The sequence below is a fragment of the Anabaena cylindrica UHCC 0172 genome (assembly GCF_034931625.1).
In the GTDB taxonomy this organism is placed as follows: domain Bacteria; phylum Cyanobacteriota; class Cyanobacteriia; order Cyanobacteriales; family Nostocaceae; genus Anabaena; species Anabaena cylindrica_A.
Genome location: NZ_JAYGGY010000094.1, coordinates 1 through 24,280, shown reverse-complemented (window position 1 = coordinate 24,280; position 24,280 = coordinate 1). Strand labels below are relative to the sequence as shown.

Here is a 24,280-nt window from a genome sequence, read left to right as displayed (position 1 = left end):
AGAAGGCAGAAGGCAGAAGGCAGAAAAAAGATAAACATTTTCCCAGTCCCCAGTCCCCAGTCCCCAGTCCCCAGTCCCCAGTCCCCAGTCCCCAGTCGCCTAATCCGCTATTTTTTGCAATTCTGGTCTTTCTTCTGCCAAAATTGCTTCTTCCACTGGGCAAACTTGTAAACAGATGCCACAGTCGATGCAGGTTGCAAAGTCAATCCAGTACCAAGCGGTGCCTTTGACGTTTTTATCTGGGCCTTCATGAATGCAAGCTACAGGACAGGCTGCTACACAATCAGCTACACCTTCACAAACGTCAGTCACAATTGTATGTGGCATTTTCTCGATTCCCTCTCTTTAATGAATCAGCAGTTTCTAGGGTAACAATTTGTAAATCTGTTAACTTACTGCTTCAATTGTGGGTGAACCATCGGCTTTAATCCAGGCGATTTGAGCGATCGCTCTTTCTTTGGCATATTGACGAATGGCCTCTGTATCCCTTCCCCCCAAGTCCATTTCTACCCGCACTAAGTCACTAGATTCTCGCAGTTTTTGGGCATAGGCAAAGGCCGCAGCATCAGCACTCTTGCTTTCTGGAACTACTAACCAGTTACTCGCTGGGGTACTTTGTGGTAATTGCTGAGTAGATGATAGAACTTGGTATAAAATATCAATGTTTAGTTCAAACCCAATTCCGGGTATATTTTCGCCTTGCGGATGATACAGCCCTAACAACTGATCATAACGACCACCACGCCCTAAAACTTGAGCTTGTCCATCGGTATCACTGACTACTTCAAACACAATTCCTGTGTAATAGTCAATAGTTTGAATTAGGCTCAAGTCGAGAATTAAAGGGAAGTTGCTTTCTGATTCTAGTAGTTCTACCAAGGATTTGAGGTTATTTACTGCCTCTTGTTGGTCTGGATCTAGATGTAAACTACTGACTTTTTGCAAGACATCTGCACTATTACCGCGTAAATCGAGCATGATTTTAGCGCGTTCATGCAGTTCATCTCCAAGGGGCAAGGTATCTAGAGTTACACGATCAAGATGAGCGATCGCACTCCGCACTTTACTTTTCAGATGAGTGGGAAAAGCATCAAGGAGGGATTTGGTAATTCCCGCTTCACCTAAGATTAAATGCCATCCCTGCAAATCCAAAGCTTCTAAACAATTGGCTACTAACAGCAGCACTTCTGCATTTGCCAGCAACCCACCTGATCCTAGTAACTCTACCCCAGCTTGATAATACTCTTGCTGACGATTATGCCGCTTTTCCCAGTTACGGCGAAATACATTAGCATTGTAATAAAGCCTTTGGGGATAGGTAACATCTGCCATGCGAGTTACAACTGTCCGCGCAATGGAAGCTGTGAGTTCTGGACGTAAACCCAATTCTTCATCTTGTCCATTTTGCAATTGAATCACCATTTGGCGCTGAATTGCTTCACCAGCCATCAGGGTATCCATTCGTTCCAAGGTTGAGGTGATAATCCTGTGATATCCCCAACGATGAAAAACCTGTTGTAACCTATCTTCAATCCAGCGTTTTTGAGCCACATCTAAGGGCAATAAATCCCTAGCTCCCGCTGCTGGTTGATACACCATTATTTTTTCTTCCCACCAAACAAACCACCAAACATACCACCATTTCCAGACTTATCTGGTTGATTATCTCCTTTATTTGGAGATGACTCCACTTGATCAGTACCGGATTTTATCCCCATAGCTTGGTCTACTTTAGGTTTCCATTCCAAAGCAATTTTGTCTTGGGGATTTAATCTCAATGCGTTTCCAAAGTGAATTTTTGCCATTTTTAGCTGATTTTGCCGTAAATAGATGATTGCCATCAAGCTATGGCAGCGACTATTTTTTGGCTCCAGCTTCAAGGCATCCTGTAATTCTACTTTGGCTTGGGTAAATTGGTTTTTCTCAATTAGAAGTTGAGCGCGACGGAGATATTGTTCTACGGGTGAGTCTTCTTTAGGTGGGGGAGGTGGAGGAGGTGGTGGTGTACTGGATTTACTTGTAGATTGGGGAGTTTGAGGAGTTGTCATTAACCGCCCGGCACGCCGCATTAGGTACACTAAGTTCAATTCACTAATTTGGCTAATAAATTGGGATACTTGTTGCAACTCATCAAATTGAGTTTCAGCAATTTTAGCAAGTTCACTTTTGTACAATAAGTCTATATTCGGTGCGATCGCTAATTGTTTAGCTATATCAGTAATGAGTTCGATAGATGTTGACTCTTGTGCTAAACGCTTGCCTATCTGCGACAAAACTAAATTATATTCGGCGCGATTGCGTTCCACAGATAGTTTTTCATAAGCCGGATTAACCAGCTTAGATAATAATTGATTCGCTATATCTTTATCAGAACTTTTGGTAACAATAGTACTATCTGGGTGCAAGCGACGGGCTATTTTGAGATAGCGTTTGCGAACTTCTTTAGCATCTGCATCAACTGGAACACACAGAATTGCGTGATAATCTATGAAATCATATTTAAATAGTCCACCATCTATTTTTAAGGACATAATATTTAAGCGTTGCACCCAAGCAGCAATTTTCTATAGTTTACCCTGCCTGTAATATTTAATGGTCAGTTGTCAGCAATTTTTCTGTCTCACCTATTAGGGAGAGGAGTGACTTGCATGAGTTCCTGACTGAGATTGTTGTGAATATAACCATTCGTAGCGAGAATTCTCGCAGATTCAATTTTAAAATTAGTACCATCATAGGCTGTGACTTTGCCACCAGCCTCTTGTAATAAAATTATACCAGCGGCAATATCCCAAGGTGCAATACCTCTTTCCCAGTAACCATCAACACGACCACAAGCAACATAAGCCAAATCTAGCGCAGCTGAACCACCACGCCTCACTCCCTGGGTAAGATGGGTGAGATGACAAAATTCTGCATAGTTGTTATCAGTCGTTTCCCGGCGATCATAAGCAAATCCCGTTGTCAACAAACTTTTATTCAGTTCAGCAGTTTGAGAAACTTTGATAGGACGACGGTTGCGTGTTGCACCCAAACCCGCAGCAGCCCGGAATAGTTCATCACGGAAAGGGTCATAAATGACACCAATTTGCGGTACCCCATGAATAAATAAGCCAATGGAAACGGCAAAACAGGGATATTGATGGGCGTAGTTGGTTGTACCATCTAAAGGATCAATTGCCCAAAGGTATTCATTATCCTGGTTTCCCAGTTTTCCTGATTCTTCGGCGAGGATGGAATGTTGAGGAAAGTGACGACGCAAAATTTCTAGAATGACTTTTTCTGAAGCTTTATCAGCTACGGTGACTAAATCACCAGGTCGTCCTTTTTCTGTAATTGCGTCTTCTACTTTACCTAAATAATCTTGCAAAATTACACCAGCGGCTAAAGCTGCTTCGGTAGCAATATCTAGAAAAATTTGTAAGTTGGTCATTGGTTAGAAGAAGGAGTTCAGGAGTTCAGGAGTTCAGGAGTCAGGAGTTTAGGAAAAAGATATAAATAATCATCCTCTCCAATCACCAATCCTCGTTTTAACGATATAAACGGCGAAATTCACCGGGAGTTAAACGCATGGGTTTTTCTGGGTTCCAAATTCCCTGTCCCATGAGTCTAGCCCATTGTTGGGCGCGTTCTAGGCGCTTGTCGTATTTGTGATTGGGCGATCGCGCTACAAATAGAGCATACCCTTGTTTGAGTACTTGTTCGTTCAACAAAACCTGATCTTTCCACGCATAAACCAAAGTTCTGTCAAATTTATCTTTGGCTTCTAAGTCAAGCTCTAACTTGATTGATTTTTCTGCATCACCAAGCAAGTTATTTAACAGTTCTTTAGCATCATCTCCCCAAGGAAGCTGGCCTAAATCTGGTGCATCTACACCAATTAAGCGCACTTGGGAAATTAAATTGGGTTGTTCTCCCATACCTAGCACTTCTAAGGTTTGTCCACTAACAACCCGCACTACTTTTATTTCTGAGGGAATATTCTGAGGCTGAATTTTGGCTTGACAACCCACTAAAAGTAACAAACAAAGGATGAAGCCTATTTTTCGACTCAAGAGCTTTAGTAGCTTCTCTAAAGCCCCTAGTTCCAAATTTAAATATCTGCACCCTGTCTTCAGCCTTGTACTAGTCTTCATCTAAAGGTAAACCTGCTTTAACTTTACCTTTACCAAAAAAGCGCCCAAACTGGAGTTCATAGACTTCATCTTCGTCTTGTGTTTCTACTTCCAAGTCGGAACGAGCATAACTTACACATAGTAAAGCGTAACCTTTGCGGCGTAAATCAGGAGATAGTCCAATAGCTTCTGGTTGATAAAGGTCTCCTGAGAGAACTCTAACAGCGCAAGTTGTACAAGCTCCATTGCGGCAAGAAAAGGGCAGTTCTATTCCTTGGTGTTCGGCTGTGTGTAGAATATAACGGTCTTCTGGCACTTGCAGGCTATATGATGTGCCGGTAGCGCGATCGTGAACTCTAATTGTGTGGGTCTGAACCATCTTGTTTTGCTTAAAAATGTGGAGTCTGAGATTTATTTTAGAAAAGTATTCTCTTAATATTGCATTTTTTGCATTTTTGTTTTAATATGATGATTCGTGACCCCTGGAGAGGTGGCCGAGTGGTTGAAGGCGCAGACCTGGAAAGTCTGTTATGCAGTAATGTATACGAGGGTTCGAATCCCTCCCTCTCCGTTTAGAATATTACATCATTGCTAATCATAATGCCTTAAGCTTTACAATCGTTTCCTGAAACGGAAGCAGTGCAGTTTTTGCTTGAGCGATCGCACCAACAATCGGAGTAAGTCTCACGTAAGGGAGGAGAGCGATCGCTAATATCGAGGTCTTATGAGTTAATATTAAGTAATTTCTAGGTAAAATACTTAGTACTCGAAATTAAATTTATACACTTACAGTCATGAAATCACTTTTATCAATTACTTTGAGTACAGCAATTTCTTTCGCTCCCACATTAGCGATCGCTCAATCTAATTTCCAATATCCTCAACCAAACAAACAAGGTGACTACACATCAATTTTGAGTAAGTTTCCGAATGGGAAACAATATCCACATTTGGTGTGGAGGGTTGTCAGTAACAAGGTTAATTGCCGCGCACAAGCTGGAGAAAATTATCGTGTAGTGCGATCGCTTTTAAAAGGCAACAATATCAATATTGTAGGAACGCCAAAAATTTATCGAGATAAACGAGGTAAACCGTGGTTATATGTTGCCAAGGAAGGTAGTGCAGAAGATATAAAAATTCGATGTTTTGTGCGTGCAAATACCCAGTTTATTAAACCAATTCCTTATTCGATTAGTTAGTCATTAAACTCTAAAATTTCTATCTCTGCGACTGGCAAGTTCCTTTTCTATTTCCTCTTCATTTAATACAGGCTTACCAGCAGCAACAATTCTAGTCCGAATTTGTCGCAAACGTTCCCCCAATGGAGGTTTATTTGCAGAGTTTTTGAAGTGAAGAAATTCCACAAACTCTATAACTTCCTCTTGTTTGTCTTGTGCTAGGGAACGCCACTTTGTTAATAACTCTTGTTCTAAACTCATTAGTATTTACCTGTTATTATCACTACTTGTATTTTATTTTATAAGCGATTTCAGTAGATTCAAAGAAGGACTAGAAAAAGCTCAAATATTAAGGGTAGAATAAACGACTGTGCAGAAAATTACACAGAACTTAGTCATTATCTTTTTAACAGCCCAAAATCCTGATTATTTCGTTGAATTTCCATGTATATTAGTAATCGTCAAGAGCAATTTAGTATAGCTTATATTCGTGCTGTAACGGCAGTTGCGGGATATGATCTTTCCGCACCGGGAGTAGATGATGATAGTATTGACTTAGTTATTTCAGCCAGAGGACCTATTGGAACTTATCGCTCTCCCCGTTTAGAATTACAGGTAAAAGCGCCTTTTCAAAGGAATGTAGTTAATGCTAAGAGTATGAGTTATTGCTTAAATAAAAAAACTATGATGATTTGAGATATACTGATGTTTATGTTCCGCGTATTTTAGTTGTTGTTATCTTGGCTGACGATATAAATAGCTGGTTATACCAATCCGAAGAAGAATTAGTTATGAAACATTGTGCTTACTGGATATCACTACGAGGAAAACAGGAATTACCTACTGGACAAGAAAGTAAGTCAGTGCGCTTATCAAGAGACAAAATATTCAATGTAGAAGCTCTAGAAAGTTTGATGAAAATAATCTCAAATGGGGGCGCTCCATGAAAGTAACTATACAAGATATTGATATTCTTAAATCTATAAATCCCTTGGAAGTTGCTGGCTATTTAAGAACTCAAGGTTGGCAACAGCAAAGCCAAATAAACAATATTGCATCAATTTGGAGATTAGAAGTAGGTGAGGGAGAAAGTGTTGAAATTTTCTTACCTCTAAATCCTGATTTTCGAGATTTTCCTGCTCGCATGAGTGAAGTTTTACAAAATCTGGAAATTGTAGAACATCGTTCTCAGTTAGAAATAATAAATAATCTTAAAAATCCATTATCCGAAATTATACAAATTTCAGTGAATCATGCAGAAATTATAAATGGTAGTATTCCTATATCTCAAGGAGTTCAATTATTTGAATCAGCGAGAAAGCTGATGTGGTCTGCTGCTTCATCTGCGGTAGAACCTAGGCCTTACTTTAAAGGTTCATTTAGTGAAGTAACTGACTATATGCAAAAATTGCGTCTGGGTCATACTAAAGAAGGAAGTTATGTTCTAACTATTATTTCTCCATTACAAGTAGAAAATTATCAATCCGAAGATTGCTTTGAAAGAAAAGTTACTAAAACTCTATTTCAAGCTTTGAATATTATTAGTTTAGCTCCCGAACAAAAACTTTCTGAAAGAGAAAATATTTTAGATGAAGCAATAGAAGAAGGAGTCAGTGCTAATTTATGTGATGCGTTATCACATATGATAAATACTGCGGCCGAACCAAATTTGAGTTTTAATTTAACAGGTTCTAAAATAATAGAAAGTACATCTAATTTCCCTTTAGAGATAAAATTAAATAAACACATTTTACCTGTTATTACAGAGGTTAAGAACAAACTGAAGTCTCGCACAGCTAATTTGAGTAGAAACAAAAAAATTATCCAACAAGATACGATTATATTACCTTTATCTTCTCAGAAATTACTATTCCGTTCAACAATTACAGGGCTAGTAATTAAGCTTGAATGGTTTGGTGGGGATGAAAAAGCAAAAGTTATTGTTATAACGATGATAGAAAATAAAGAAGAAGAGGTTATTATTGAAGTTAATCGTCAAGATTATCTAATAGCAATTCAAGCTAATTTAGATCAACTTCCAATAATATGTAATGGTAGTTTGATTGAAGAAAATGAACAATTAATTGTGAGGGAAGTACAGAAATTTTCTATATTAAGAAAATAAAGTATTTGAAACCCACGTAGGTAAGTTTTACCTGTGTAGCCGCGTTCGCGTAGCGTGCTGGAGGCATCTTTCTAATCGCTCGAATGATTCACTTTAATAACTAACTGTTCCTAAACAATCTTTGATAAAATCAATGATTATCTTAAAATCAACAAAATCCTCAGCCTGTCTTCTTTCTTCACAAATCCATTTACAAAATTTCATTTTTTGAAATTCTTGAATTTGGTTTTCTTCTCCATAATCACCATATTTAGTTTTTGGTAAATAAAATTCTTCTGTAAATAAATGATCAGGAAATAGATTTTCAATTCCTTTTTTGACTTTTCGATTCTTTTGTTGAGGTATTTTTCTGATTTTTAATTGTTCATGATTTTCGTCAGATTTATCAGTGTCACAGTCATAGAGCAGTAATACTTTTCTGTCACCTAAGAATTTAGGGTTAGAAATAAGAACATCTCTGGTATTTTTCAATCCACTATCACCAGTATTTATACTTTTTCCTTTACCTAGAGAAACTCCTACCCATTCAATATCAACTTGTGCTAAAATTTCCCCTTCTCCTAGTAATTCTAAAGCAGTTTTAATATAAATTGGGTCAGTTTCTCCTTCTGTTAAAACTAAAGGTTTAGTACCTTTTTCGACAGTAGCTTGGACTTCATCTTTGACTGCGTTAATTTTCTTGCAATAGTCGTAAAACATTATTTGTCCATATCCAGACATGAGATAACTACAATAATCTTCCCACACCTGAACTGACCAATGATCCAGTGTTTCTCGAAGATACTGATAATTAGGATTCTTTTGTCCATAACGATTATATAAAAACTGTTCAGGAGAACTAGCTCTTGTACAAGCAGGTATATTATAGAGTGCCATTTTTATTAATAAATTAATTATTGTATTATCCGGGATTCTCAGGTGTTCAATTATATAAGATAAATGAGCAGGATTAGAAGAATCTGCAACAACAATAATACAAAGTGCTAAGTATAAAGGGTTATTATGTTCTACATCAAGACAATCTCCAAAGGCATTGAAAATACTTTTTGCAAGAACTGTTGCTTGATTTTTTTCATGAGAACTATCAATCCACCAATCAGCAATTTCTATATTATCAAATCCCTCTCCACAAATAACCCAAAAGCTACCAACAATGTTTTGAGGATACTCTTCAAGTAATGACATTGATCTCAAGCAAGTAGTCGCACCAATATAAGGTAAAAGCACTGTCATTTTTAAAAGTTCTGGTAAAAAACGTGATTTTATTCCATTAAACAACAAAATCAAACAAATAATGCGCCATTTCCAACTTAGAACAAGCTGGAATTTCTAACTCTCTTCCTGACTTATCTAAAAACACCGCTTGATTATTATCAATAACCCAAAGTTTATGTTATAGTGTACTTAAGTGTACACAATTTGTCAATTCACTATTATGGACATCCAATCTGTAGGAATTAAAGAATTTCGTGCTAATTTACATAAGTACACACAACAAACATCTGAACCAATCGCAATTACTTCTCATGGAGTGCCAATAGGTTACTACATACCAACACAACCTACTCCTCAAAAACAAGATTTAATGGCTTTACAAGCAGCAGTCCAAAAAATCCAACAATTGCTGGAAACAAGAGGTATTAGTGAAGATGAATTATTTGCAGATTTCCAGAATGCTAAAGAAAGTACAATATAACGATGAGAAAGTTAATTGTTCTGGATACTAATATTCTGATTCGAGCAATATTAGCAGAACGTGTACCCAATTTATTAGACAAATACAATTATAACTGTAGTTTTGTTACTCCCGCTTCCTGCTATGATGAGTTAAATGAGCATTTACCTAAGATTTTACAAAAACGGAATCTTCCTTTAGATCCATTCTTGGATGCTATTGAGAAACTAACAAAGGTAGTCATACCCATAGCCGACGAAATTTATAGTGAATATGAGTATAATGCTAAACAACGAATACAAGAAAGAGATATAAAAGACTGGACAATAGTTGCTCTTTCTTTGTCTTTAAATTGTCCAATATGGACGGAAGATCAAGATTTTTTTGGAATTGGGATTGCTACATGGAATACTCGAAACGTAGAGATTTATCTAAGTAGTAATTAATTCTGTAGTGGTTGGCATAACGATAGAATTTCATCCCATTAAATAACAAAATCAAATAAATAATGCGCCATTTCCAACTTAGAACAAGCTGGAATTTCTACCTCTCTTCCTGACTTATCTAAGAACACTGCTTGATTATTATCACTCCCAAAACCACTATCAACTTTATCAATAGGATTTGCGACAATTGCATCTAATTTCTTTCTTTGCAATTTTTCCCGCGCTGGAGTAATAATATCCCCGGTTTGTGCTGCAAAACCAATTAAATATTGATGGGGTTGTTTGCGATTTCCTAATTCAGCGACAATATCCGGTACTGGTGCCAGAGGTAGATTTTCTGGAAGCGATCGCTTGGGCAATTTTTCGGTACTATATTCTTTAGGCTTTACATCGGCAACTGCGGCAGACATAATAATGATATCTGCATTGGCTAAACGCTCTAACATCACTTGCTGCATTTCGTCTGCACTCACAACCGCAATTGCTTCCACTCCCAAAGGTACATCCCAACTGGCTGGACAATGGACTAATGTTACCTTTGCGCCTCGGTGCAGTCCTGCCTGTGCCAATGCTAAACCCATTTTACCCGTTGAGGGATTACCAATAAATCGCACCGGATCTAAATATTCCCGCGTTCCCCCAGCACTGATTAAAACCTGTTTCCCGGCTAAATCTCTGGTTCCTTGGGTGTGTAATAACGACTGAATATAAACAAATATTTCTGCGGGTTCTGCCATTCTACCAGCACCAATGCGATCGCACGCCAATAACCCAGAGCCAGTTTGCATACCATAAAATCTAACGTCTGTCAATAGCTGTAGCCAATTCCTTTGCACTGCCACCTGTTCCCACATATCCGTATTCATCGCAGGTGCTAACAACACGGGACAAGTAGAAGCCAAAACAGTATTTGTTAGCAAATTATCCGCCATACCATAAGCTAACTTAGCCAAAGTATTAGCAGTTAAAGGCGCAATCACAATTAAATCAGCCCATTCACCTAACTCAATATGCAAAGGACGGGAATAAATTGGTTGCCAGAAATCATCATCAGTATAAGCGCGATGACGAGATAGAGTCGCTAAAGTCAAAGGTGTAATAAATTCTTGGGCAGATTTAGTGAGAATAACCCGCACTTCTACCCCAGATTTAAACAGAGTGGAAACCAATTCACAGACTTTATAGGCGGCTATACCGCCGCCTACAGCAATCAGAACCCGCTTAGTGGATGATTTTAGATTTTTAGATAATAGCATTTTGGCTATAACTTGCAATTATCTTTGATTTTAGCCACTCAAACCCAATCTAAAATCTAAAATCTCTAGGCTTCGTCGTAGGCTTCTAAATCTAAAAGATGGATAAAGGGTTCAACTAATTCTGGACGCTGGAACGCGATTGCTCGCAGTAGATGCCAATCATTTAAACCCTCAAAAGCATTGCTGTAATTATCCAATTCCAGACGCGTAGCCAAATCTTGTACTTCTGTTGCTGTCATAGCAGCAATATCTTTTCTGGAAATGCTTAGAGTTGTCATAATGCTTGCCCCTCCCTTTTGCAGCGTTCGCATTCAGCTTGAGGTGGATTTGCACTAAACGCTTCCACCCAATCTATATTACTCATTAGTGGGCAACAAAATTGTTAAAATTTGGCTGATTTCTCACCCAATTTGTAAAATATTTGTAACTTTAGCTAACCAATTGTCTTGATTACAAAAGTTCGTAGTACTTCTAACATTTGTAAATTAATTTCATGCCCCATGTCAAATTCATGATATTCTACTTCGACTCCTAGGGATTGGGCTACTTCTCTAGCCTTGATTGCAGCTTGTAAAGGTACAACTTGATCTTGTCTGCCATGCATGATTAATGTGGGTGGAAAGCTGGTTTTATTCAGAGTTTCTACCCCAGGATGTAAATACCCACTCATTACCACTAAACCAGCTAAGGGTAAGGTTAATCCGACATCTAAAGTCATCGCCCCACCTTGAGAAAACCCACTCAAAATAGTCCGCGATAACGGCACACCTGTAGTACTCTCTAAAGATTGTAACCAATCTATTAATAATTTCCGACTTTCTATCAATCCTGCATACATATTTTCATCTCGCAAGTCATACCACGCTCTGCCGGTGGGAGAATGAGGATATGGATAAGGGGCATTGGGAAGTAAAAATTCATAATCAGGTAAGTTGATATAAGGGACTAAATCTTCAACATCCTGAGCATTTGCACCCCAACCATGTAAGGTGACAATTAAAGCGGTGGGTGCTGGCTCTGTTTTTGGGGAAAATTTGATGAAATCTAATGCTTGAGTCATGATTTATAAGGCAATATGATTGATTGAGAAGGCAGGAGAAATCCCTAGCGTCTATTTATTGTATCGAGATGAAACTGTTAGCTGGTAAGGGAATTGTGATTGTTAATTTCCCTGCAATGGTGCATTTAAAGTTTTTCCGATGCGATCGCTAGTTTCTAGTAAATGTGCTTTAGTATATTCATCCTGAGATTTTACCCGCTGGAGTTGACGATTTAACTGTTTTAGTTTATACCAAGCTAATGTGCGAGCATCTTCTGGTACGTCTACTTTCCGTAATACCATCGCTGTTAAAAAGTTCACATATTGTCGTTGTAAACCCCTTCGCAAACTAGAAATTTCTAATTTACCTTTCGGTTGTAAAACCTCTGTCCAAATCCCGGTTTGTAAGGTATCAAATAACTCAGGTAAAGCCAGTGCTTCTCCTTTTGCGCTTTTGAGTTCAATATCCTTAAGACGTGATAAGCGATCGCTTGAAAGTAAATCACTTAACACTACACTCTGCACAAACAAAACTAAATCATGTACTGGATAATCTAAACGTCCCATCTTCGGACTACTACCCCAATGATACCAACGAGAAGGTGCCAATTTATTTAGTAATTCTGGTGAAAATTTCAGTGCATCTTCAGCAAAAACATACTCTTGCAGCGTTGCTAATGCCTGTCTTTGTTGCTCTACAGGTACTGATACAAATGGTAAGCGTTTTTTGCTGTCTCCAGGATGAACACGGTAAAAAGACTGTCCCCCAATATATTTACTCGTGTAATATAATTGCTGTAAATAATTGCCAAATATAGTGCTAAATTTTTCACTTAAATCACTGTAACTATCTCCCTCAATTGAATAACCGTTATTTAATTTTTCCCACATAAAACGAGAATTATTCAACTGCCATTGTGAATAAACTAGCACATTACTACTATTATCCCAAGGAGCAGATGTAGGATCAATACTAGATACATCCTCATCTGGAGAATAACTCAACTCTGGGTTTTCTGATTGTTTAGCAATTTGTTCTAAAAATGGTTTCTCTGCAATGGGAGTTTTGGCTTGAGTAGGAGTATAACCATAATAAATTGCCCATTGATCATAGCTTCCCACCATATTAGGAAAATAATCTCCTTGTGGAGTACCATGAGGGGCTATATTTGGTGGAACATAATCCATTACCGAAGCTGTTAAACCTTTACTGCGGGTGATTTCACGGTTATTCATCTCTTCTGGTGGTAAGAGAGTACTACCACGAAAATTATGCCGCAGACCTAAAGTATGACCAACTTCATGAGCAATAATTAAACGTAAATATTGATGAATATAATCCTGTACCTGTTGTTTAGTAGGAGCGATATTTGGTAACAGAGACATTGCTAAAGAACCAAAAGCAAATTGATTAGCAGCTTCTATTCCGTAGCATAAATCATACTCTCCTGCTAGTTTGGATAAATTACCTCTTAATCCCTTGGTAGTTTTATCACTTTTTCCACAAAGTAGTCCATTTTCCATCAATGCTGATAAGGAAGTACTAGTTTGTGTTTTATTGGGTAAAACAATTTGACGATATTCGTTTTTTAATACCCGCACAAAACTCGCATCAACGATAATATCTGCATCTAAAATTTCTCCAGTTAATGGATTAACACGAGATGGACCCATAGCAAAATATCCATCTATTGTATTAATCCAGCGAATTGTATTGTAACGAATATCCGCAGCATCCCATGTAGGATTATCGGGCATTTGTCGGACTTCAATTGCATCTTTAAATCCTGCTTTCAAAAAGGCTTGATTCCACATTAATACGCCTTCTTTAATAGCATCACGATATTCAAACGGTACAGCGTTATCAATCCAGAAAACAATCGGCTTTTTAGGTGGAGAAATTGCGGCTGTAGGATCTTGTTTTTCTAAATTCCAGCGGTTAATGTAACGCACAAAAGGATCATTACGATCATCTATAGATAAATCTTGATGTGCAGTGATAAAATATCCCACCCGATCATCTGCTAATCTGGGTATATAATCATTATTAGGTAGTTGGGAAAGGCTATAGTGAACCCGCACAGTAAAACCCCGATTATCAGGTAAAACTTCAAAATCTTCGCTTTCATTTTTGCCACCACTATTATTAGAGAAGTTAAAAATTGATTCAATTTCTAGATTGTGGGGAAAAGCTTTGGCATTACCAAAATAAGTTTGATCTGGGTTAGAAGCTAATTCTAAACTTGCAGATAATCCTGCCAAGTCTGTCAGCAATAAATCACTTAAATCAATGAGGATAGTTTTGCTTTCAGAATTAATACTTTTAATGGGAATAGTGTAGAGAACAGAGTCACTAAAAGAACGAGCAAGCGATCGCGCTTGGGGATCTCCTTGACGAGTACGAAAATTAACATTACGAACTACAAAATGTAAGTTATTATCTACTCGTTGGAAATAAAACAAAAAATCTTGCAATGGCATACCACTATAAATACCCTTTTCACCAATACCAGATTCCAAAGTGGCTGTAGCTAAGAAGTTTTTTTGTAGTTGCTCTGGCTTAATTTCTAAATATATTTGATTTTTCTGTTTTTGGCGATAGAGAGTAAATAGCCCTTCTAGCTTTTGACTATCTTTCACTACTTCATCAAACGATTCTAACCCATCCTCTTGAGATGGCTTGGTGAAGCTTCTTGGTTTTTTGGGAGTTTTAGCCGCTTGCAAAAATGGTTGCTGTCTGGTTTGATGTGGATCTTGAACTACCCACATAAAAGGTTGTTTTTGTAATTTTTTATCCTGATCAATTACCCATATTTGTGATGGTGGTAATGTACTTTCAGCCGCTTTTCCTAGCTTGTTCCCTGCTTCTGTCACCGGTTTAAGTCGATTGATTGGTAGTGACTGAGCGTTAGTACTCCCCATTCCTAAAAACAAACTTTGTAACAAAACAATATAAAAAGTTATTTTGTTCATCCTACATCCCCAATAACTATTTTTCGCAAAATCAGGCAGCAATGCTGGATAAAAGCTACTTTTTGTGGATACTTTCTAGTTATTTCTGCCCTGTTGTACTAGTTAATCATCAAATCAGTAAACAGGGAATAGGGAACGGGGAAAGGGAAAACAATCTATGTATTAATTCTGTTGGGGTAGTTAGACCTGTTGCTCTCAGGATTCTCTTAATACGTATCCTACACCCCTAACTGTTTGAATGAGGCGCTTTTGACCTTCTTCTTCGATTTTTAGACGCAAATAACGAATATATACTTCAATTACATTTGACTCACCCATAAAGTCGTAACCCCAAACATTTTCTAAAATTTGTTCACGGGTTAATACCTCGCGGGGATGTTCCATAAAAAACTTTAATAATTCAAATTCCTTCATTGTTAAGTCTATTGGTCTACCATTATGGATAGCGCGACGAGTACCAATATCTAAAACTAGATCGCCAAAGCGCAATTGTTCGTTAGTATCAACATCAGGTTTGAGATATAAACGAATCAGTTTCAAAAAATCTTCCGAGCGATAAGGCTTGAGGATGTAATCATCTGCACCAGCTTCGAGACAAGCTACACGATCATCAACTGTATCTCTGGCCATTAAAATCAATATCGGGGCGCGATTACCAATAGTACGGAGATTTCTGCACAAAGAAAGTCCTGATTCTCCTGTCAGCATCCGGTCTACAACAATTAAAGCAGGACTGACTTCCCGGCAGTTTTGCAATCCACCAGCTGCATCATTAGCCACAACTGCCTCATAGCCAGCTTCTTGCAAATCAAAAGCCAGTTGATGGGCTAGACTATCATCGGGTTCAATCACCAGAACACAGGGATTGTGAGCAACTATCATATTAATTTTTGGGATATTGGATTTGGAATTGGGGATTGTATGACGCTGGAAATGTAATAAGGGTTTTTGATGTTGGTACAAGTTTGATTGAGAATTTTGCTATACCAGCTTGGGATGTTAGGTAATTAGTGATTGGGAAAAAATTATTACCTATGAACCTGTGACAAAAATTCCAACTAAGTAGAAAGGCGCAAAACAACAGAAGTATGTAACGAAACGTAAAATTGCCTCAAAACCTCTTCCCTCCTGCCTTCTGCCCCTTGCCTTGTCATAACGACAATTTTTAACGCCGACCTACTTATACTACTTATATCAATCTAGTCTCAACGATGTTTTAACACGTTTAGATATCAATCATCGACATTTCCAAGGTGCGATTTTAATTACTCATTCCAAATACAATTCCCTAACCAGCAATTCTGGAAGGAAACAATTTACCCCCTCAGCCCTTTGATAATTAAGGCAGTTCTACAGAATTGGGTTTAGCAATATGTGGTAGACCCCAACCTAATTTTTCCCGTAAAATGCGGAAAAACTCTGGTGATTGTAAGCGAATGAATTTGGCACTGTATGGCGATCGCTCTAAATATACTCGATCTTCTGGTAGAACATAACATCCACCATTGCCATCTACCACCATTACCATGCGAGGAACATTGACTGGATAGATATTAACTGGTTCACTATCGGGAAACACCAACGCCCTAGAAGCCAGGGAATGGGGGCAAATTGGTACTAATTGTAAAACAGATACACCAGGGGTAATCACTGGACCACCGGCGCTTAAGGCATAAGCAGTCGAACCTGTTGGGGTAGAAACTATCACACCATCGGCGGCAATATCCACTGCGGCATGATGACCTATTTCGATTTCAAAATGGCACATCGAAGTTAATGGTTCCCGATGTAGCACCATTTCATTTAAACAGAGAGCTTCCCATAATACCGAATCCCCACGCAGAACTTTGACAGTGAGCATGACTCGTTCTTCGATTTCATACTGACCTGTCATTACCTGTTCCATTGCTTGGGGCAATTGGTTAAGATAAGCTTCTGTCAAAAATCCCATATGACCAGTATTCACTGTCAATAGTGGGATACCACAGGGGGCAACTTGACGCGATGCTGCTAAAACAGTGCCGTCTCCCCCCAGCACCACTGCAAATTCCATGTCTGAGTCAAACCCAGGGGGATTTAGACCTTCTATTGGCGTGTGGCATACAGGACTATCTGGATTACAGTAGCCCAATATACCACCAATACTCGTTGTCACACACACATCCCAACCAGCTACGGTTAGCTGATCTTTCAGTTCAATAGCGACTCGACACGCTATCGGTTTAATGTCGTTGTAGATAATGCCTGCTTTCGGCACACTCAAATATCCAAGTTTAGGCGACGCTTGATCTCTAGTAATCGTTACACATTTTTGGCTAATGTAGTCATTAGTCTGGAATTTTATTGACTATTAACTTTGGAAGACTGTTTAAAAGGGGTTTTTTTATCTTTTTGTTTTTTGTTCTTAGTTTTTTCGTAGTCTAACTCTTTCAGCTTTTTCATAATTCGGCTGAAGTACTCTTGCAGGTAGGTTTCTACAGTAGCTGTTTGTTGTTTGTCTAAGCCAAATACTGTATATACTTCATCCATTGGCGCATTTAATGGTTTACCACTAGCTAGGACTTCTGTAAAGGCTAGTCTGTCAGCCACATTCCATCCCCACTGAAAGAACCGCAGTAAACTCTGTACACTCCGCAGTAAGCCAATTGGCATCCGCGTGACTCTGGCATCTTTCCCAGATAAGCGTTCACAAATGTTAATTATTTCTTCTGCACTCCAAGCACGAGTACCAACTACAGGGAAAGCTTGATTTTGGGTTTCTGGCACATTTAAAGCGCGGATAGCAAATTTAGCAATATCTTGAGTATCCATATAAGCAACTGGTGAAGATGCACCTGTCACCCACACTGGTTGGTTTTCCAAAATGGGGATGCCATATTGACCAATTAACCCTTGCATAAAACCAGCTAACCGTAAAACGGTGTAGTTCAAGCCGGATTCAGCTAAAAATAATTCTGTACACCGCTTAATTTCCATGAGCGGTACTTTGGGATATTTTTCGGCATCAAGAATGGAAAAGAAGATAAAACGTTCTACATTGGCAGCTTTGGCAGCTTGAATTAATGCTACTTTGCCATCCCAATCTACTTGTTTAATAGTTAGTGAGTCTGTGGGACGAGATGTCGAAGCATCAATAACTACGGTGACACCTGCTAATGCTGCCTCTAGAGTCTGGGGATAACACAAGTCTCCTCTGACGAGTTCTGCGCCCCATTCTCTCAGGAAAGCAGCTTTTTTGTTACTGCGGACTAAACAGCGTACTTTATAACCCTCATCGATAGCACGACGAGCCACTTGTCTTCCTAAGGTGCCAGTGGCACCGACGATTAATATTGTCATCAGGGTCTTTATAAATTTTAATGTTTTATGAAAAGAATCTTAACAGAATTATCGATATAAATAAAACTTTACATAATTTTAATGAAGGGAGGTGACAGGTAATAGAATAGATTATTTTTCTCTCCTCTGCTCCCTGCCCCCTGCTCCCCTGCCCCCTGCTTATTCTTCTGCGCCTTGAATTTTTAGCAATAATGCGCCTAAAGCCCAACCTACGAAGATTAAGCCGAAAGACAATATAGCTGCATTTAAGATTTCGCCGCCCATTTGCTGTGATTCTCCTTTGTGAAGTGAATGGTTTGTTGATATTTCCAGTTTATGAGACTGCTTAATTTGACTTGATGAATCAAATCTCATTTTTGCTAGTCTGACAACTGAGGCTAACTAGGTTTAATCCCAGCACTGCGATCGCTACTATTGGATTAGACCTTTGAGAATAATTCTAGACCAGTTTAGCAGCTATGGTGGTGTAACCCAACGATACTCAGGAGTATAGACCTGGTGGAAAATAATTGTTGATGGGTAATAATAATTTAAGCAAGGCTAATGTCACGGATTATTTAGAGCAAAATTAATAATAATGTGACACAGAAATTTTATGTATCAAATCAATAAACGTCCACGTTTAGCATTGACACTGGGAGATCCAGCAGGAATCGGCACAGAGGTGATTTTGAAAGCTTTGGCAGATATGGAAGTTAGCCAAAGCTGTGATCTGGTGGTGGTAGGTAGCCGGGATTTACTATTCCAGAATTATGAGAACTTAACTAAAAATTCGATATCTTTGGCAAATCCATCTGAGTTATCCGTGATTGATGTACCTATAACTGGTGAAATTATCACAGGTGTAGGTAATGCAGCTAGTGGTGCAGCGAGTTTTGCTTATATGGAATATGCCATATCTCAAACTTTGGCGGGTGAGTTCGATGGTATTGTAACCGCACCTATCGCTAAATCAGCTTGGAAGGCAGCGGGATATAATTATCCAGGACAAACGGAGCTTTTAGCCCAAAAAGCTGGTGTTGACCGTTTTGGGATGTTATTTGTCGGGCGATCGCCTTTTACCAGTTGGACACTCCGGGCTTTGCTGGCTACCACACATATTCCTTTGCGTCAAGTAGCTGACACTTTAACACCGACGTTATTAACTCAGAAACTAGATTTATTGGTGGAGTGTTTAGAGAGAGATTTCGGGATTAAAAATGGGAGAATTGCGATCGCAGGTTTGAATCCCCACAGCGGTGAAATGGGACAACTAGGAACCGAAGAAATAGATTGGCTAATTCCCTGGATTGAGTCAGAAAGGTGCAAGCGTCCAAATATGCAGCTAGAGGGGCCAATACCACCAGATACGATGTGGGTAAAACCGGGTCAAGCTTGGTATGGTAATTCTGACATCAAAAATCCTGCTGATGCTTACTTGGCACTTTATCACGACCAAGGCTTAATTCCAGTGAAATTAATGGCTTTTGACAGGGCTGTAAATACCACTATTGGTTTACCGTTTGTGCGAACTTCCCCAGATCATGGAACAGCTTTTGATATTGCGGGTAAGGGAATTGCAGATGCTACGAGTATGAAAGCAGCGATACAGTTAGCGGTGGAGTTGGTAAAGCAAAAAACATAAGAAAAGATTAAAATTATTACTGTTTATAGTTATTGATTTATTTAACGGTAATTTGTCCGTTCATTAGCATGGGAAGTAACCAATCTCTTAATTGGGTTAGTTGTTGATTTTCTTGAGATTTAATAGAAATTAATTCGCTAATTTCTTTAAATTTTGGAGATACTTTTTCCAAAATAAGTTTTGCAGGTAAAGCAATTTTTAGATTTTTAATGTAATCCGTTTTTAAATTTTTAAATATACTGCCACTTCCAAAAGAAACTACTCGTCGTTGTTCAAAAGAGAAATAATGATACATAAACTCTTGTGTTAAACCCTTTTTATAATTCATAATAATCAACCATCCATCATGAACTCCGGCAGAAATTTTGACAATACGTGGTAATCCAGGGGTTGCACTATTTGATAAGATGAGTGTATCAGGTGGAATATGTCTTGTATAAGGAATACCTTCTTCAAGAATGAATTGTTTAGTTTCAAAAATAAATCTATTATTTGAAGATGTTGCATCTGATATTTTAATCCAAGGCAAGCCATTATCAGATAAAAAATTATCTATAGGTCTTGGTGAAGAACCTCTAACTATTGTTAAAACTTCTCCCAATAATTTAACTTCCCAAACCGCAGGAATTTCTCTTTTAAGATCCTGATCATACACCATTTTACCGCCAGAGGATTTGTAAGGCTTGCCGTTTTCATCGGGAAAATCAAACTGCACAAACCAATAATCATATATTGTTTTAGCTAGATTCTCTAATTCTGAATTGATGCGATTATTAAGTTCTATCTTGTCATCAAGAGAAGAAAGAATAGAGGCTATTTTATCTTGATTATTATTTAATGGAATATCTAAGTTTTTAAGGAGTGGAATTCTTAAATTACTAACTATAGATCCAGTATTATTACTTTGCTTAATTTGCTTTTGTGTATATTCACAAAGCAAAGCATATAAAAGATACTTGTTATTGATTTTATTTAGATTTGGTTTAATTAATACTAAACGTTGACCTAAACAGCACTCAACACCATCTGGAATAATACAAACCTCACCCATTGGTGCTTCTCTTGTGATAATTAGATCGCCAGGATAAGGTTGATTTCTAGAAATACGCTCTTGATAAGCATCTTCATCAGTATATGAAACTTCATCAAGTAATAGCTTACCATTCTTAATATTAAAATTTCTAATTACTATCTTACCTTCATTAGTCCATTTTGGTGTTGAATGATGACAGTCAGTGATTGATTCACATAAATCAATCAATTTACTTGTTTTACCTTTATAAAATTTACTCATAACTCAAACTCTCTAACTGCTTCTTAATCTCATTTTCTAACTTCCTAGACTCACTAAAAAGACTATTCAAATTATTAGTAAACTTCTGAATTTTATCCCCAAACTCCTCTGGAGTAATATCTGTATACTCAATCTTCACATCAAAATATTGCCCCGCACTGAGAGAATAACTTTTTTCGGCAATTTGATCATAACTCACCACCACAGAGAAATCATCAATGGCTTTCTTATCATTAAAACTTGTAATAATTTGATTTTCTTCCGCTGCGGTTAAAACCGTTTTTTGATTTTTCCCATCTTTCACAGTTTCACCTAAATTAGAAGCATCAATCAAAACTACATCATCTTTATTTCCCTTATCAATAAACAAAATAGAAACATTCGTTCCCGTCGTGGCAAAAATATTACTCGGCATGGATACCACACCTGCTAACATTTTTTCATCTACTAACTTTGTCCGAATAGCTTTATCAATACCCGACTGTGCGGTAATAAACCCCGTAGGAACAACTACAGCGGCCTTACCCTGTTCATTGAGAGAATAAATAATATGTTGTAAAAACAGCGTATAAATAGCCATTTTATCTGTAGCTTTGTTAGGAATTTTAGAAATACCTGCAAAAAAACGCTCTTTATTGGCTTTTGTATCTAAATCATTACGATAATCACTAAAATCCATTTTAAAAGGTGGATTAGAAACTATATAATCAAACTTCATTAATCCTGAACCTTGTTTATGATAAGGATGCAATAAAGTATTACCTTGGATAATATTAGGAATGGAATGGACGAGATTATTTAAAATCAAATTTAACCGTAATAAACTAGATGCCTTTTGAGAAATATCCTGAGAATAAATAGTACAGTTATCTTCACCAATAGCATGGGCAATATTCATTAACAAAGTTCCTGAACCCGCAGAAGGATCATAAACTGTGACATTCTGTACCTTATCCTTTACCAAAATCGCCGCCATAATTTTAGCTACGGCATGGGGTGTATAATATTCTGCATATTTACCACCATTATCTTTATTGTAATCCTTAATTAAATATTCAAATAAAGTGGCAAAAAAATCATATTTCTGTGTAAAAATATGTTCAGCACTAAATTTAACCAACTGGTTAATCATTGCTTTGCAAAAAGCATCTCGTTTATAAGTATCTGTGATAAATTCACTGACTCTATCAAAAAGAGGAATTTTTGTATCACCTTCAGTTTTGACTGAGAAAATATCACTATTTTGAATGGCAATATCTCGCAAAGTATCATCAAATAACTTAGCAAAATTATCATCATTCTGTTTTTCAAATAAAGTGGAAATAAAATGATCTGGTTTTAACTTGGCTGTATTAGCAGGTAATTGATATAATATAAATTCATATTCGTCTTCAGTCTTATTTTTTAATACCTGTTCCCATTTTTCAGCTTGAGCAATTTCTTCATCAATATTTTTTACTTCATAAGCAAATTTATCATTAGTGAATTTATAAAGAAAAACTTGAGTAATAATTTTAAACTCATTACCATCATTACCCAAACCATAAGAAGCACAAATGGCTTTAAGACTATCAATTAATTCTTTAATTTTAGTAGCAAAATCTAAACTGTCTAAATGCTGCATAGTTGAAAATATATATCTAATCTAAAAAGATAATTCTTGAAATAACTCTATCAAAGGCAAATTAAAATTAGGAATAACATCTTCTCCATTAAGACTATCTTCCAATTGTAAAAGCTGTGATGGTTTAGGTTTACGATAAACTAATACACATTCTTCATCTGGCAAAATCACCCATGCTAAACGAGTTCCGTTTTCAAAATACTCTACTAATTTATTATGAATTTCTTCAAAAGTGTTATTAGGAGAAATAATTTCTACAGCTAAATCAGGAGAACCATCAAAAAACCCCTTGGGTAATCGCTTTAAACCTTGTAACCTTTCCCTGGCAATAAAAGCAAGATCAGGTGATCTTTTGTTACCAGTTTTCATTTTAAAAGCAGTGCTAGAATCACAAGTTATACCTAGTTTATGTTCACGCACAAAACCTGTTAAAAAATATCCAAGAGTTAGAGCTAAGTAGCCATGTTCTACACCTGAATTTGCCACAATAATTAGCTCTCCGTCCACATATTCATAAAGATTATCATTTTCTTTCAATAACATGAATTGCTCATCTGTCAAAGCCTGATGATTAGCTGAAGGTTGAATTAATTCTAAATTTGTGGTTGTAATTTGTGTCATTAGATTTAACTCCACAGATGAAACTAATTAAGGTTTTTAACCTACGAAGGTAGGTTTTGTTTGTGTAGATGTGGTTTCTAACCGCCGATTTCACTATTTATGCACTAATTCTATTGTACTCGTTGATATATTCCTTAACGATTAAACTATTGATGTATTTAGACATTTCTGTATTAATATCAATTCTCTGCTGATTCTTAAATTGGTCAATGAGTAATCTTATCATCTGTTGACTAAAATAACTCTCATTATTCAGAATCTTTGTGTTTTGTAAAATCAGATCATCTGCTTTAGTCTTTAAACCACGCAATGCTTCATAAATTTTTCGTTCTGTGACAGAAAATTTTTTTGACTCTAACAGACGCTTATGAATACGAACATATTTAACATCATGATCATATTTAGCTCTTAATAGATTATTTTGACGATTAAGTTCTTGAATTTGCTCATGAATTTTATTTAAACTACTAATATTTTTATTCATTTCCTCTTGCTTGACTTCACTTAACTTTTTCTGTTTAAATAATCTTTCTAACTCTTCTTTTAAACTTATGAATTGTGGATCTGTTTGATCAAAGTTATTAACTAAAGCCTCACGAGTCCGATGTAATGTATTTTTAAGCTCATCTGCTAATACAAGTTCTTCTTCACCAACTTTGACAAAGGAAAAAATTACATCTTCTAATGCTGCATTCAATAAGTTTATCGTATCTGTACCACTTTCTAAATTCTTTTTGAGATTTAATATATCTAAGCGATTACTAGCTTCTCTATATAACTGATTCAATTTGTGAAAATCTACCTTTTCTCTTAACGGGTGACAAGGTGGTTAAACAGCTTGTTTCATAAGGGATAGAGCCTGAAAGCCACGCTGAAAAAAGAGGCGTTTATGAGGCTTGAGCTCGATTAAGTTTAGAGCTAAATCAGCCCATAATTCCATGCCATAAATCCATAGTTGTCCGTAGAGAGAAAAG

27 protein-coding genes, 1 tRNA gene and 1 pseudogene are annotated in these 24,280 nt (G+C 37.3%); 8 read left to right on the top strand and 21 right to left on the bottom strand.

Features of this window, described 5'->3' with window-relative positions:
• Positions 1-99: 99 nt before the first annotated feature.
• From VB713_RS20945 to VB713_RS20920, 6 genes are all read right to left on the bottom strand, one after another.
• Complete coding sequence (locus VB713_RS20945) at positions 100-327, bottom strand: ferredoxin family protein (protein WP_323313436.1); 228 nt, start codon at positions 325-327, stop codon at positions 100-102.
• Positions 328-387: 60 nt separating this feature from the next.
• A complete protein-coding gene (locus VB713_RS20940; RefSeq protein WP_323313435.1) occupies positions 388-1,599 on the bottom strand; it encodes an ATP phosphoribosyltransferase regulatory subunit in 1,212 nt (403 codons plus the stop codon).
• A complete protein-coding gene (locus tag VB713_RS20935) occupies positions 1,599-2,531 on the bottom strand; it encodes a J domain-containing protein (RefSeq protein WP_323313434.1) in 933 nt (310 codons plus the stop codon). Before VB713_RS20935 ends, VB713_RS20940 begins: the two co-directional genes overlap by 1 nt.
• Before the next feature lie 89 nt (positions 2,532-2,620).
• Positions 2,621-3,430, bottom strand: a complete 810-nt coding sequence (locus VB713_RS20930) for an inositol monophosphatase family protein (RefSeq protein WP_323313433.1) — start codon at positions 3,428-3,430, stop codon at positions 2,621-2,623.
• A 97-nt stretch (positions 3,431-3,527) separates the two neighbouring features.
• The gene (locus VB713_RS20925; protein ID WP_323313432.1) at positions 3,528-4,133 is read right to left on the bottom strand and encodes a thermonuclease family protein; all 606 of its coding nucleotides are present in this window, start codon (positions 4,131-4,133) and stop codon (positions 3,528-3,530) included.
• Positions 4,123-4,491, bottom strand: coding sequence for a 2Fe-2S iron-sulfur cluster-binding protein (locus VB713_RS20920; RefSeq protein ID WP_323313431.1), 369 nt, complete (start codon positions 4,489-4,491; stop codon positions 4,123-4,125). The genes VB713_RS20925 and VB713_RS20920 overlap by 11 nt, the downstream gene beginning before the upstream one ends.
• 105 nt (positions 4,492-4,596) lie before the next feature.
• On the opposite strand from VB713_RS20920, the gene VB713_RS20915 reads away from it, so the two are divergent.
• A tRNA-Ser gene (locus VB713_RS20915) sits at positions 4,597-4,683 on the top strand.
• 223 nt (positions 4,684-4,906) lie between these two features.
• A complete protein-coding gene (locus tag VB713_RS20910; protein WP_323313430.1) occupies positions 4,907-5,311 on the top strand; it encodes a hypothetical protein in 405 nt (134 codons plus the stop codon).
• Positions 5,312-5,314: 3 nt separating this feature from the next.
• On the opposite strand, the gene VB713_RS20905 is transcribed toward VB713_RS20910, so the two are convergent.
• A complete protein-coding gene (locus tag VB713_RS20905; RefSeq protein WP_323313429.1) occupies positions 5,315-5,551 on the bottom strand; it encodes a hypothetical protein in 237 nt (78 codons plus the stop codon).
• Between the two features lie 183 nt (positions 5,552-5,734).
• On the opposite strand from VB713_RS20905, the gene VB713_RS20900 reads away from it, so the two are divergent.
• The 3 genes from VB713_RS20900 to VB713_RS20890 are packed head-to-tail and all read left to right on the top strand — an operon-like array spanning position 5,735 to position 7,415.
• Positions 5,735-5,986: a DUF4365 domain-containing protein gene (locus tag VB713_RS20900; RefSeq protein WP_323313428.1), complete on the top strand. Its 252-nt coding sequence runs from the start codon at positions 5,735-5,737 to the stop codon at positions 5,984-5,986.
• Complete coding sequence (locus VB713_RS20895) at positions 5,983-6,237, top strand: DUF4365 domain-containing protein (protein WP_323313427.1); 255 nt, start codon at positions 5,983-5,985, stop codon at positions 6,235-6,237. Before VB713_RS20900 ends, VB713_RS20895 begins: the two co-directional genes overlap by 4 nt.
• Complete coding sequence (locus VB713_RS20890) at positions 6,234-7,415, top strand: hypothetical protein (RefSeq protein WP_323313426.1); 1,182 nt, start codon at positions 6,234-6,236, stop codon at positions 7,413-7,415. The genes VB713_RS20895 and VB713_RS20890 overlap by 4 nt, the downstream gene beginning before the upstream one ends.
• Positions 7,416-7,508: 93 nt before the next feature.
• On the opposite strand, the gene VB713_RS20885 is transcribed toward VB713_RS20890, so the two are convergent.
• The gene (locus tag VB713_RS20885) at positions 7,509-8,702 is read right to left on the bottom strand and encodes a hypothetical protein (protein WP_323313425.1); all 1,194 of its coding nucleotides are present in this window, start codon (positions 8,700-8,702) and stop codon (positions 7,509-7,511) included.
• A gap of 148 nt (positions 8,703-8,850) precedes the next feature.
• On the opposite strand from VB713_RS20885, the gene VB713_RS20880 reads away from it, so the two are divergent.
• The gene (locus VB713_RS20880) at positions 8,851-9,111 is read left to right on the top strand and encodes a type II toxin-antitoxin system Phd/YefM family antitoxin (RefSeq protein WP_168633850.1); all 261 of its coding nucleotides are present in this window, start codon (positions 8,851-8,853) and stop codon (positions 9,109-9,111) included.
• A gap of 2 nt (positions 9,112-9,113) precedes the next feature.
• Positions 9,114-9,536: a PIN domain-containing protein gene (locus VB713_RS20875; protein ID WP_323313424.1), complete on the top strand. Its 423-nt coding sequence runs from the start codon at positions 9,114-9,116 to the stop codon at positions 9,534-9,536.
• A gap of 38 nt (positions 9,537-9,574) precedes the next feature.
• On the opposite strand, the gene coaBC is transcribed toward VB713_RS20875, so the two are convergent.
• From coaBC to VB713_RS20835, 8 genes are all read right to left on the bottom strand, one after another.
• Positions 9,575-10,792 carry a bifunctional phosphopantothenoylcysteine decarboxylase/phosphopantothenate--cysteine ligase CoaBC gene (coaBC, locus tag VB713_RS20870; RefSeq protein WP_323313423.1) on the bottom strand — a complete coding sequence of 406 codons (1,218 nt, stop codon included), beginning with the start codon at positions 10,790-10,792 and terminating at the stop codon, positions 9,575-9,577.
• Positions 10,793-10,857: 65 nt separating this feature from the next.
• Positions 10,858-11,070: a DUF2555 domain-containing protein gene (locus tag VB713_RS20865; protein WP_015212616.1), complete on the bottom strand. Its 213-nt coding sequence runs from the start codon at positions 11,068-11,070 to the stop codon at positions 10,858-10,860.
• Positions 11,071-11,225: 155 nt separating this feature from the next.
• Positions 11,226-11,852, bottom strand: coding sequence for an alpha/beta hydrolase (locus VB713_RS20860; protein ID WP_323313422.1), 627 nt, complete (start codon positions 11,850-11,852; stop codon positions 11,226-11,228).
• Between the two features lie 102 nt (positions 11,853-11,954).
• Positions 11,955-14,804, bottom strand: coding sequence for a zinc-dependent metalloprotease (locus tag VB713_RS20855; RefSeq protein WP_323313421.1), 2,850 nt, complete (start codon positions 14,802-14,804; stop codon positions 11,955-11,957).
• Positions 14,805-14,999: 195 nt separating this feature from the next.
• Positions 15,000-15,686 (bottom strand): response regulator transcription factor NblR, encoded by a 687-nt coding sequence (gene nblR, locus VB713_RS20850; protein ID WP_323313420.1) that lies wholly within the window; start codon positions 15,684-15,686, stop codon positions 15,000-15,002.
• A gap of 457 nt (positions 15,687-16,143) precedes the next feature.
• Positions 16,144-17,061 (bottom strand): NAD(+) kinase, encoded by a 918-nt coding sequence (locus tag VB713_RS20845; RefSeq protein ID WP_323313419.1) that lies wholly within the window; start codon positions 17,059-17,061, stop codon positions 16,144-16,146.
• Positions 17,062-17,144: 83 nt separating this feature from the next.
• Positions 17,145-18,143, bottom strand: a complete 999-nt coding sequence (locus VB713_RS20840) for an SDR family oxidoreductase (RefSeq protein ID WP_323313418.1) — start codon at positions 18,141-18,143, stop codon at positions 17,145-17,147.
• Between the two features lie 159 nt (positions 18,144-18,302).
• Positions 18,303-18,407, bottom strand: a complete 105-nt coding sequence (locus VB713_RS20835; RefSeq protein WP_323313468.1) for a PetM family cytochrome b6-f complex subunit 7 — start codon at positions 18,405-18,407, stop codon at positions 18,303-18,305.
• 331 nt (positions 18,408-18,738) lie between these two features.
• Here VB713_RS20835 and pdxA point away from each other — a divergent pair, with 331 nt between their 5' ends.
• Positions 18,739-19,767, top strand: a complete 1,029-nt coding sequence (gene pdxA, locus VB713_RS20830) for a 4-hydroxythreonine-4-phosphate dehydrogenase PdxA (RefSeq protein ID WP_323313417.1) — start codon at positions 18,739-18,741, stop codon at positions 19,765-19,767.
• 37 nt (positions 19,768-19,804) lie between these two features.
• Here the strand turns inward: pdxA and VB713_RS20825 are convergent, their stop codons facing one another.
• The 5 genes and pseudogenes from VB713_RS20825 to VB713_RS20805 all read right to left on the bottom strand — a co-directional run.
• Positions 19,805-21,061, bottom strand: coding sequence for a restriction endonuclease subunit S (locus tag VB713_RS20825; protein ID WP_323313416.1), 1,257 nt, complete (start codon positions 21,059-21,061; stop codon positions 19,805-19,807).
• On the bottom strand, positions 21,054-22,685 hold the full coding sequence (locus VB713_RS20820; RefSeq protein ID WP_323313415.1) for a class I SAM-dependent DNA methyltransferase: 1,632 nt from the start codon (positions 22,683-22,685) through the stop codon (positions 21,054-21,056). The genes VB713_RS20825 and VB713_RS20820 overlap by 8 nt, the downstream gene beginning before the upstream one ends.
• A gap of 21 nt (positions 22,686-22,706) precedes the next feature.
• Complete coding sequence (locus VB713_RS20815) at positions 22,707-23,306, bottom strand: Uma2 family endonuclease (protein WP_323313414.1); 600 nt, start codon at positions 23,304-23,306, stop codon at positions 22,707-22,709.
• A gap of 97 nt (positions 23,307-23,403) precedes the next feature.
• A complete protein-coding gene (locus VB713_RS20810; protein WP_323313413.1) occupies positions 23,404-24,093 on the bottom strand; it encodes a hypothetical protein in 690 nt (229 codons plus the stop codon).
• A 42-nt stretch (positions 24,094-24,135) separates the two neighbouring features.
• Positions 24,136-24,280, bottom strand: a pseudogene (locus VB713_RS20805) (IS4 family transposase); the annotation flags it as partial.

Coding starts and splice junctions, on each gene's coding strand:
- VB713_RS20945 (WP_323313436.1), bottom strand. CDS start 327: ATGCCACATACAATTGTGACTGACGTTTGTGAAGGTGTAGCTGATTGT.
- VB713_RS20940 (WP_323313435.1), bottom strand. CDS start 1,599: ATGGTGTATCAACCAGCAGCGGGAGCTAGGGATTTATTGCCCTTAGAT.
- VB713_RS20935 (WP_323313434.1), bottom strand. CDS start 2,531: ATGTCCTTAAAAATAGATGGTGGACTATTTAAATATGATTTCATAGAT.
- VB713_RS20930 (WP_323313433.1), bottom strand. CDS start 3,430: ATGACCAACTTACAAATTTTTCTAGATATTGCTACCGAAGCAGCTTTA.
- VB713_RS20925 (WP_323313432.1), bottom strand. CDS start 4,133: ATGAAGACTAGTACAAGGCTGAAGACAGGGTGCAGATATTTAAATTTG.
- VB713_RS20920 (WP_323313431.1), bottom strand. CDS start 4,491: ATGGTTCAGACCCACACAATTAGAGTTCACGATCGCGCTACCGGCACA.
- VB713_RS20910 (WP_323313430.1), top strand. CDS start 4,907: ATGAAATCACTTTTATCAATTACTTTGAGTACAGCAATTTCTTTCGCT.
- VB713_RS20905 (WP_323313429.1), bottom strand. CDS start 5,551: ATGAGTTTAGAACAAGAGTTATTAACAAAGTGGCGTTCCCTAGCACAA.
- VB713_RS20900 (WP_323313428.1), top strand. CDS start 5,735: ATGTATATTAGTAATCGTCAAGAGCAATTTAGTATAGCTTATATTCGT.
- VB713_RS20890 (WP_323313426.1), top strand. CDS start 6,234: ATGAAAGTAACTATACAAGATATTGATATTCTTAAATCTATAAATCCC.
- VB713_RS20880 (WP_168633850.1), top strand. CDS start 8,851: ATGGACATCCAATCTGTAGGAATTAAAGAATTTCGTGCTAATTTACAT.
- VB713_RS20875 (WP_323313424.1), top strand. CDS start 9,114: ATGAGAAAGTTAATTGTTCTGGATACTAATATTCTGATTCGAGCAATA.
- coaBC (WP_323313423.1), bottom strand. CDS start 10,792: ATGCTATTATCTAAAAATCTAAAATCATCCACTAAGCGGGTTCTGATT.
- VB713_RS20865 (WP_015212616.1), bottom strand. CDS start 11,070: ATGACAACTCTAAGCATTTCCAGAAAAGATATTGCTGCTATGACAGCA.
- VB713_RS20860 (WP_323313422.1), bottom strand. CDS start 11,852: ATGACTCAAGCATTAGATTTCATCAAATTTTCCCCAAAAACAGAGCCA.
- VB713_RS20855 (WP_323313421.1), bottom strand. CDS start 14,804: ATGAACAAAATAACTTTTTATATTGTTTTGTTACAAAGTTTGTTTTTA.
- nblR (WP_323313420.1), bottom strand. CDS start 15,686: ATGATAGTTGCTCACAATCCCTGTGTTCTGGTGATTGAACCCGATGAT.
- VB713_RS20840 (WP_323313418.1), bottom strand. CDS start 18,143: ATGACAATATTAATCGTCGGTGCCACTGGCACCTTAGGAAGACAAGTG.
- VB713_RS20835 (WP_323313468.1), bottom strand. CDS start 18,407: ATGGGCGGCGAAATCTTAAATGCAGCTATATTGTCTTTCGGCTTAATC.
- pdxA (WP_323313417.1), top strand. CDS start 18,739: ATGTATCAAATCAATAAACGTCCACGTTTAGCATTGACACTGGGAGAT.
- VB713_RS20825 (WP_323313416.1), bottom strand. CDS start 21,061: ATGAGTAAATTTTATAAAGGTAAAACAAGTAAATTGATTGATTTATGT.
- VB713_RS20820 (WP_323313415.1), bottom strand. CDS start 22,685: ATGCAGCATTTAGACAGTTTAGATTTTGCTACTAAAATTAAAGAATTA.
- VB713_RS20815 (WP_323313414.1), bottom strand. CDS start 23,306: ATGACACAAATTACAACCACAAATTTAGAATTAATTCAACCTTCAGCT.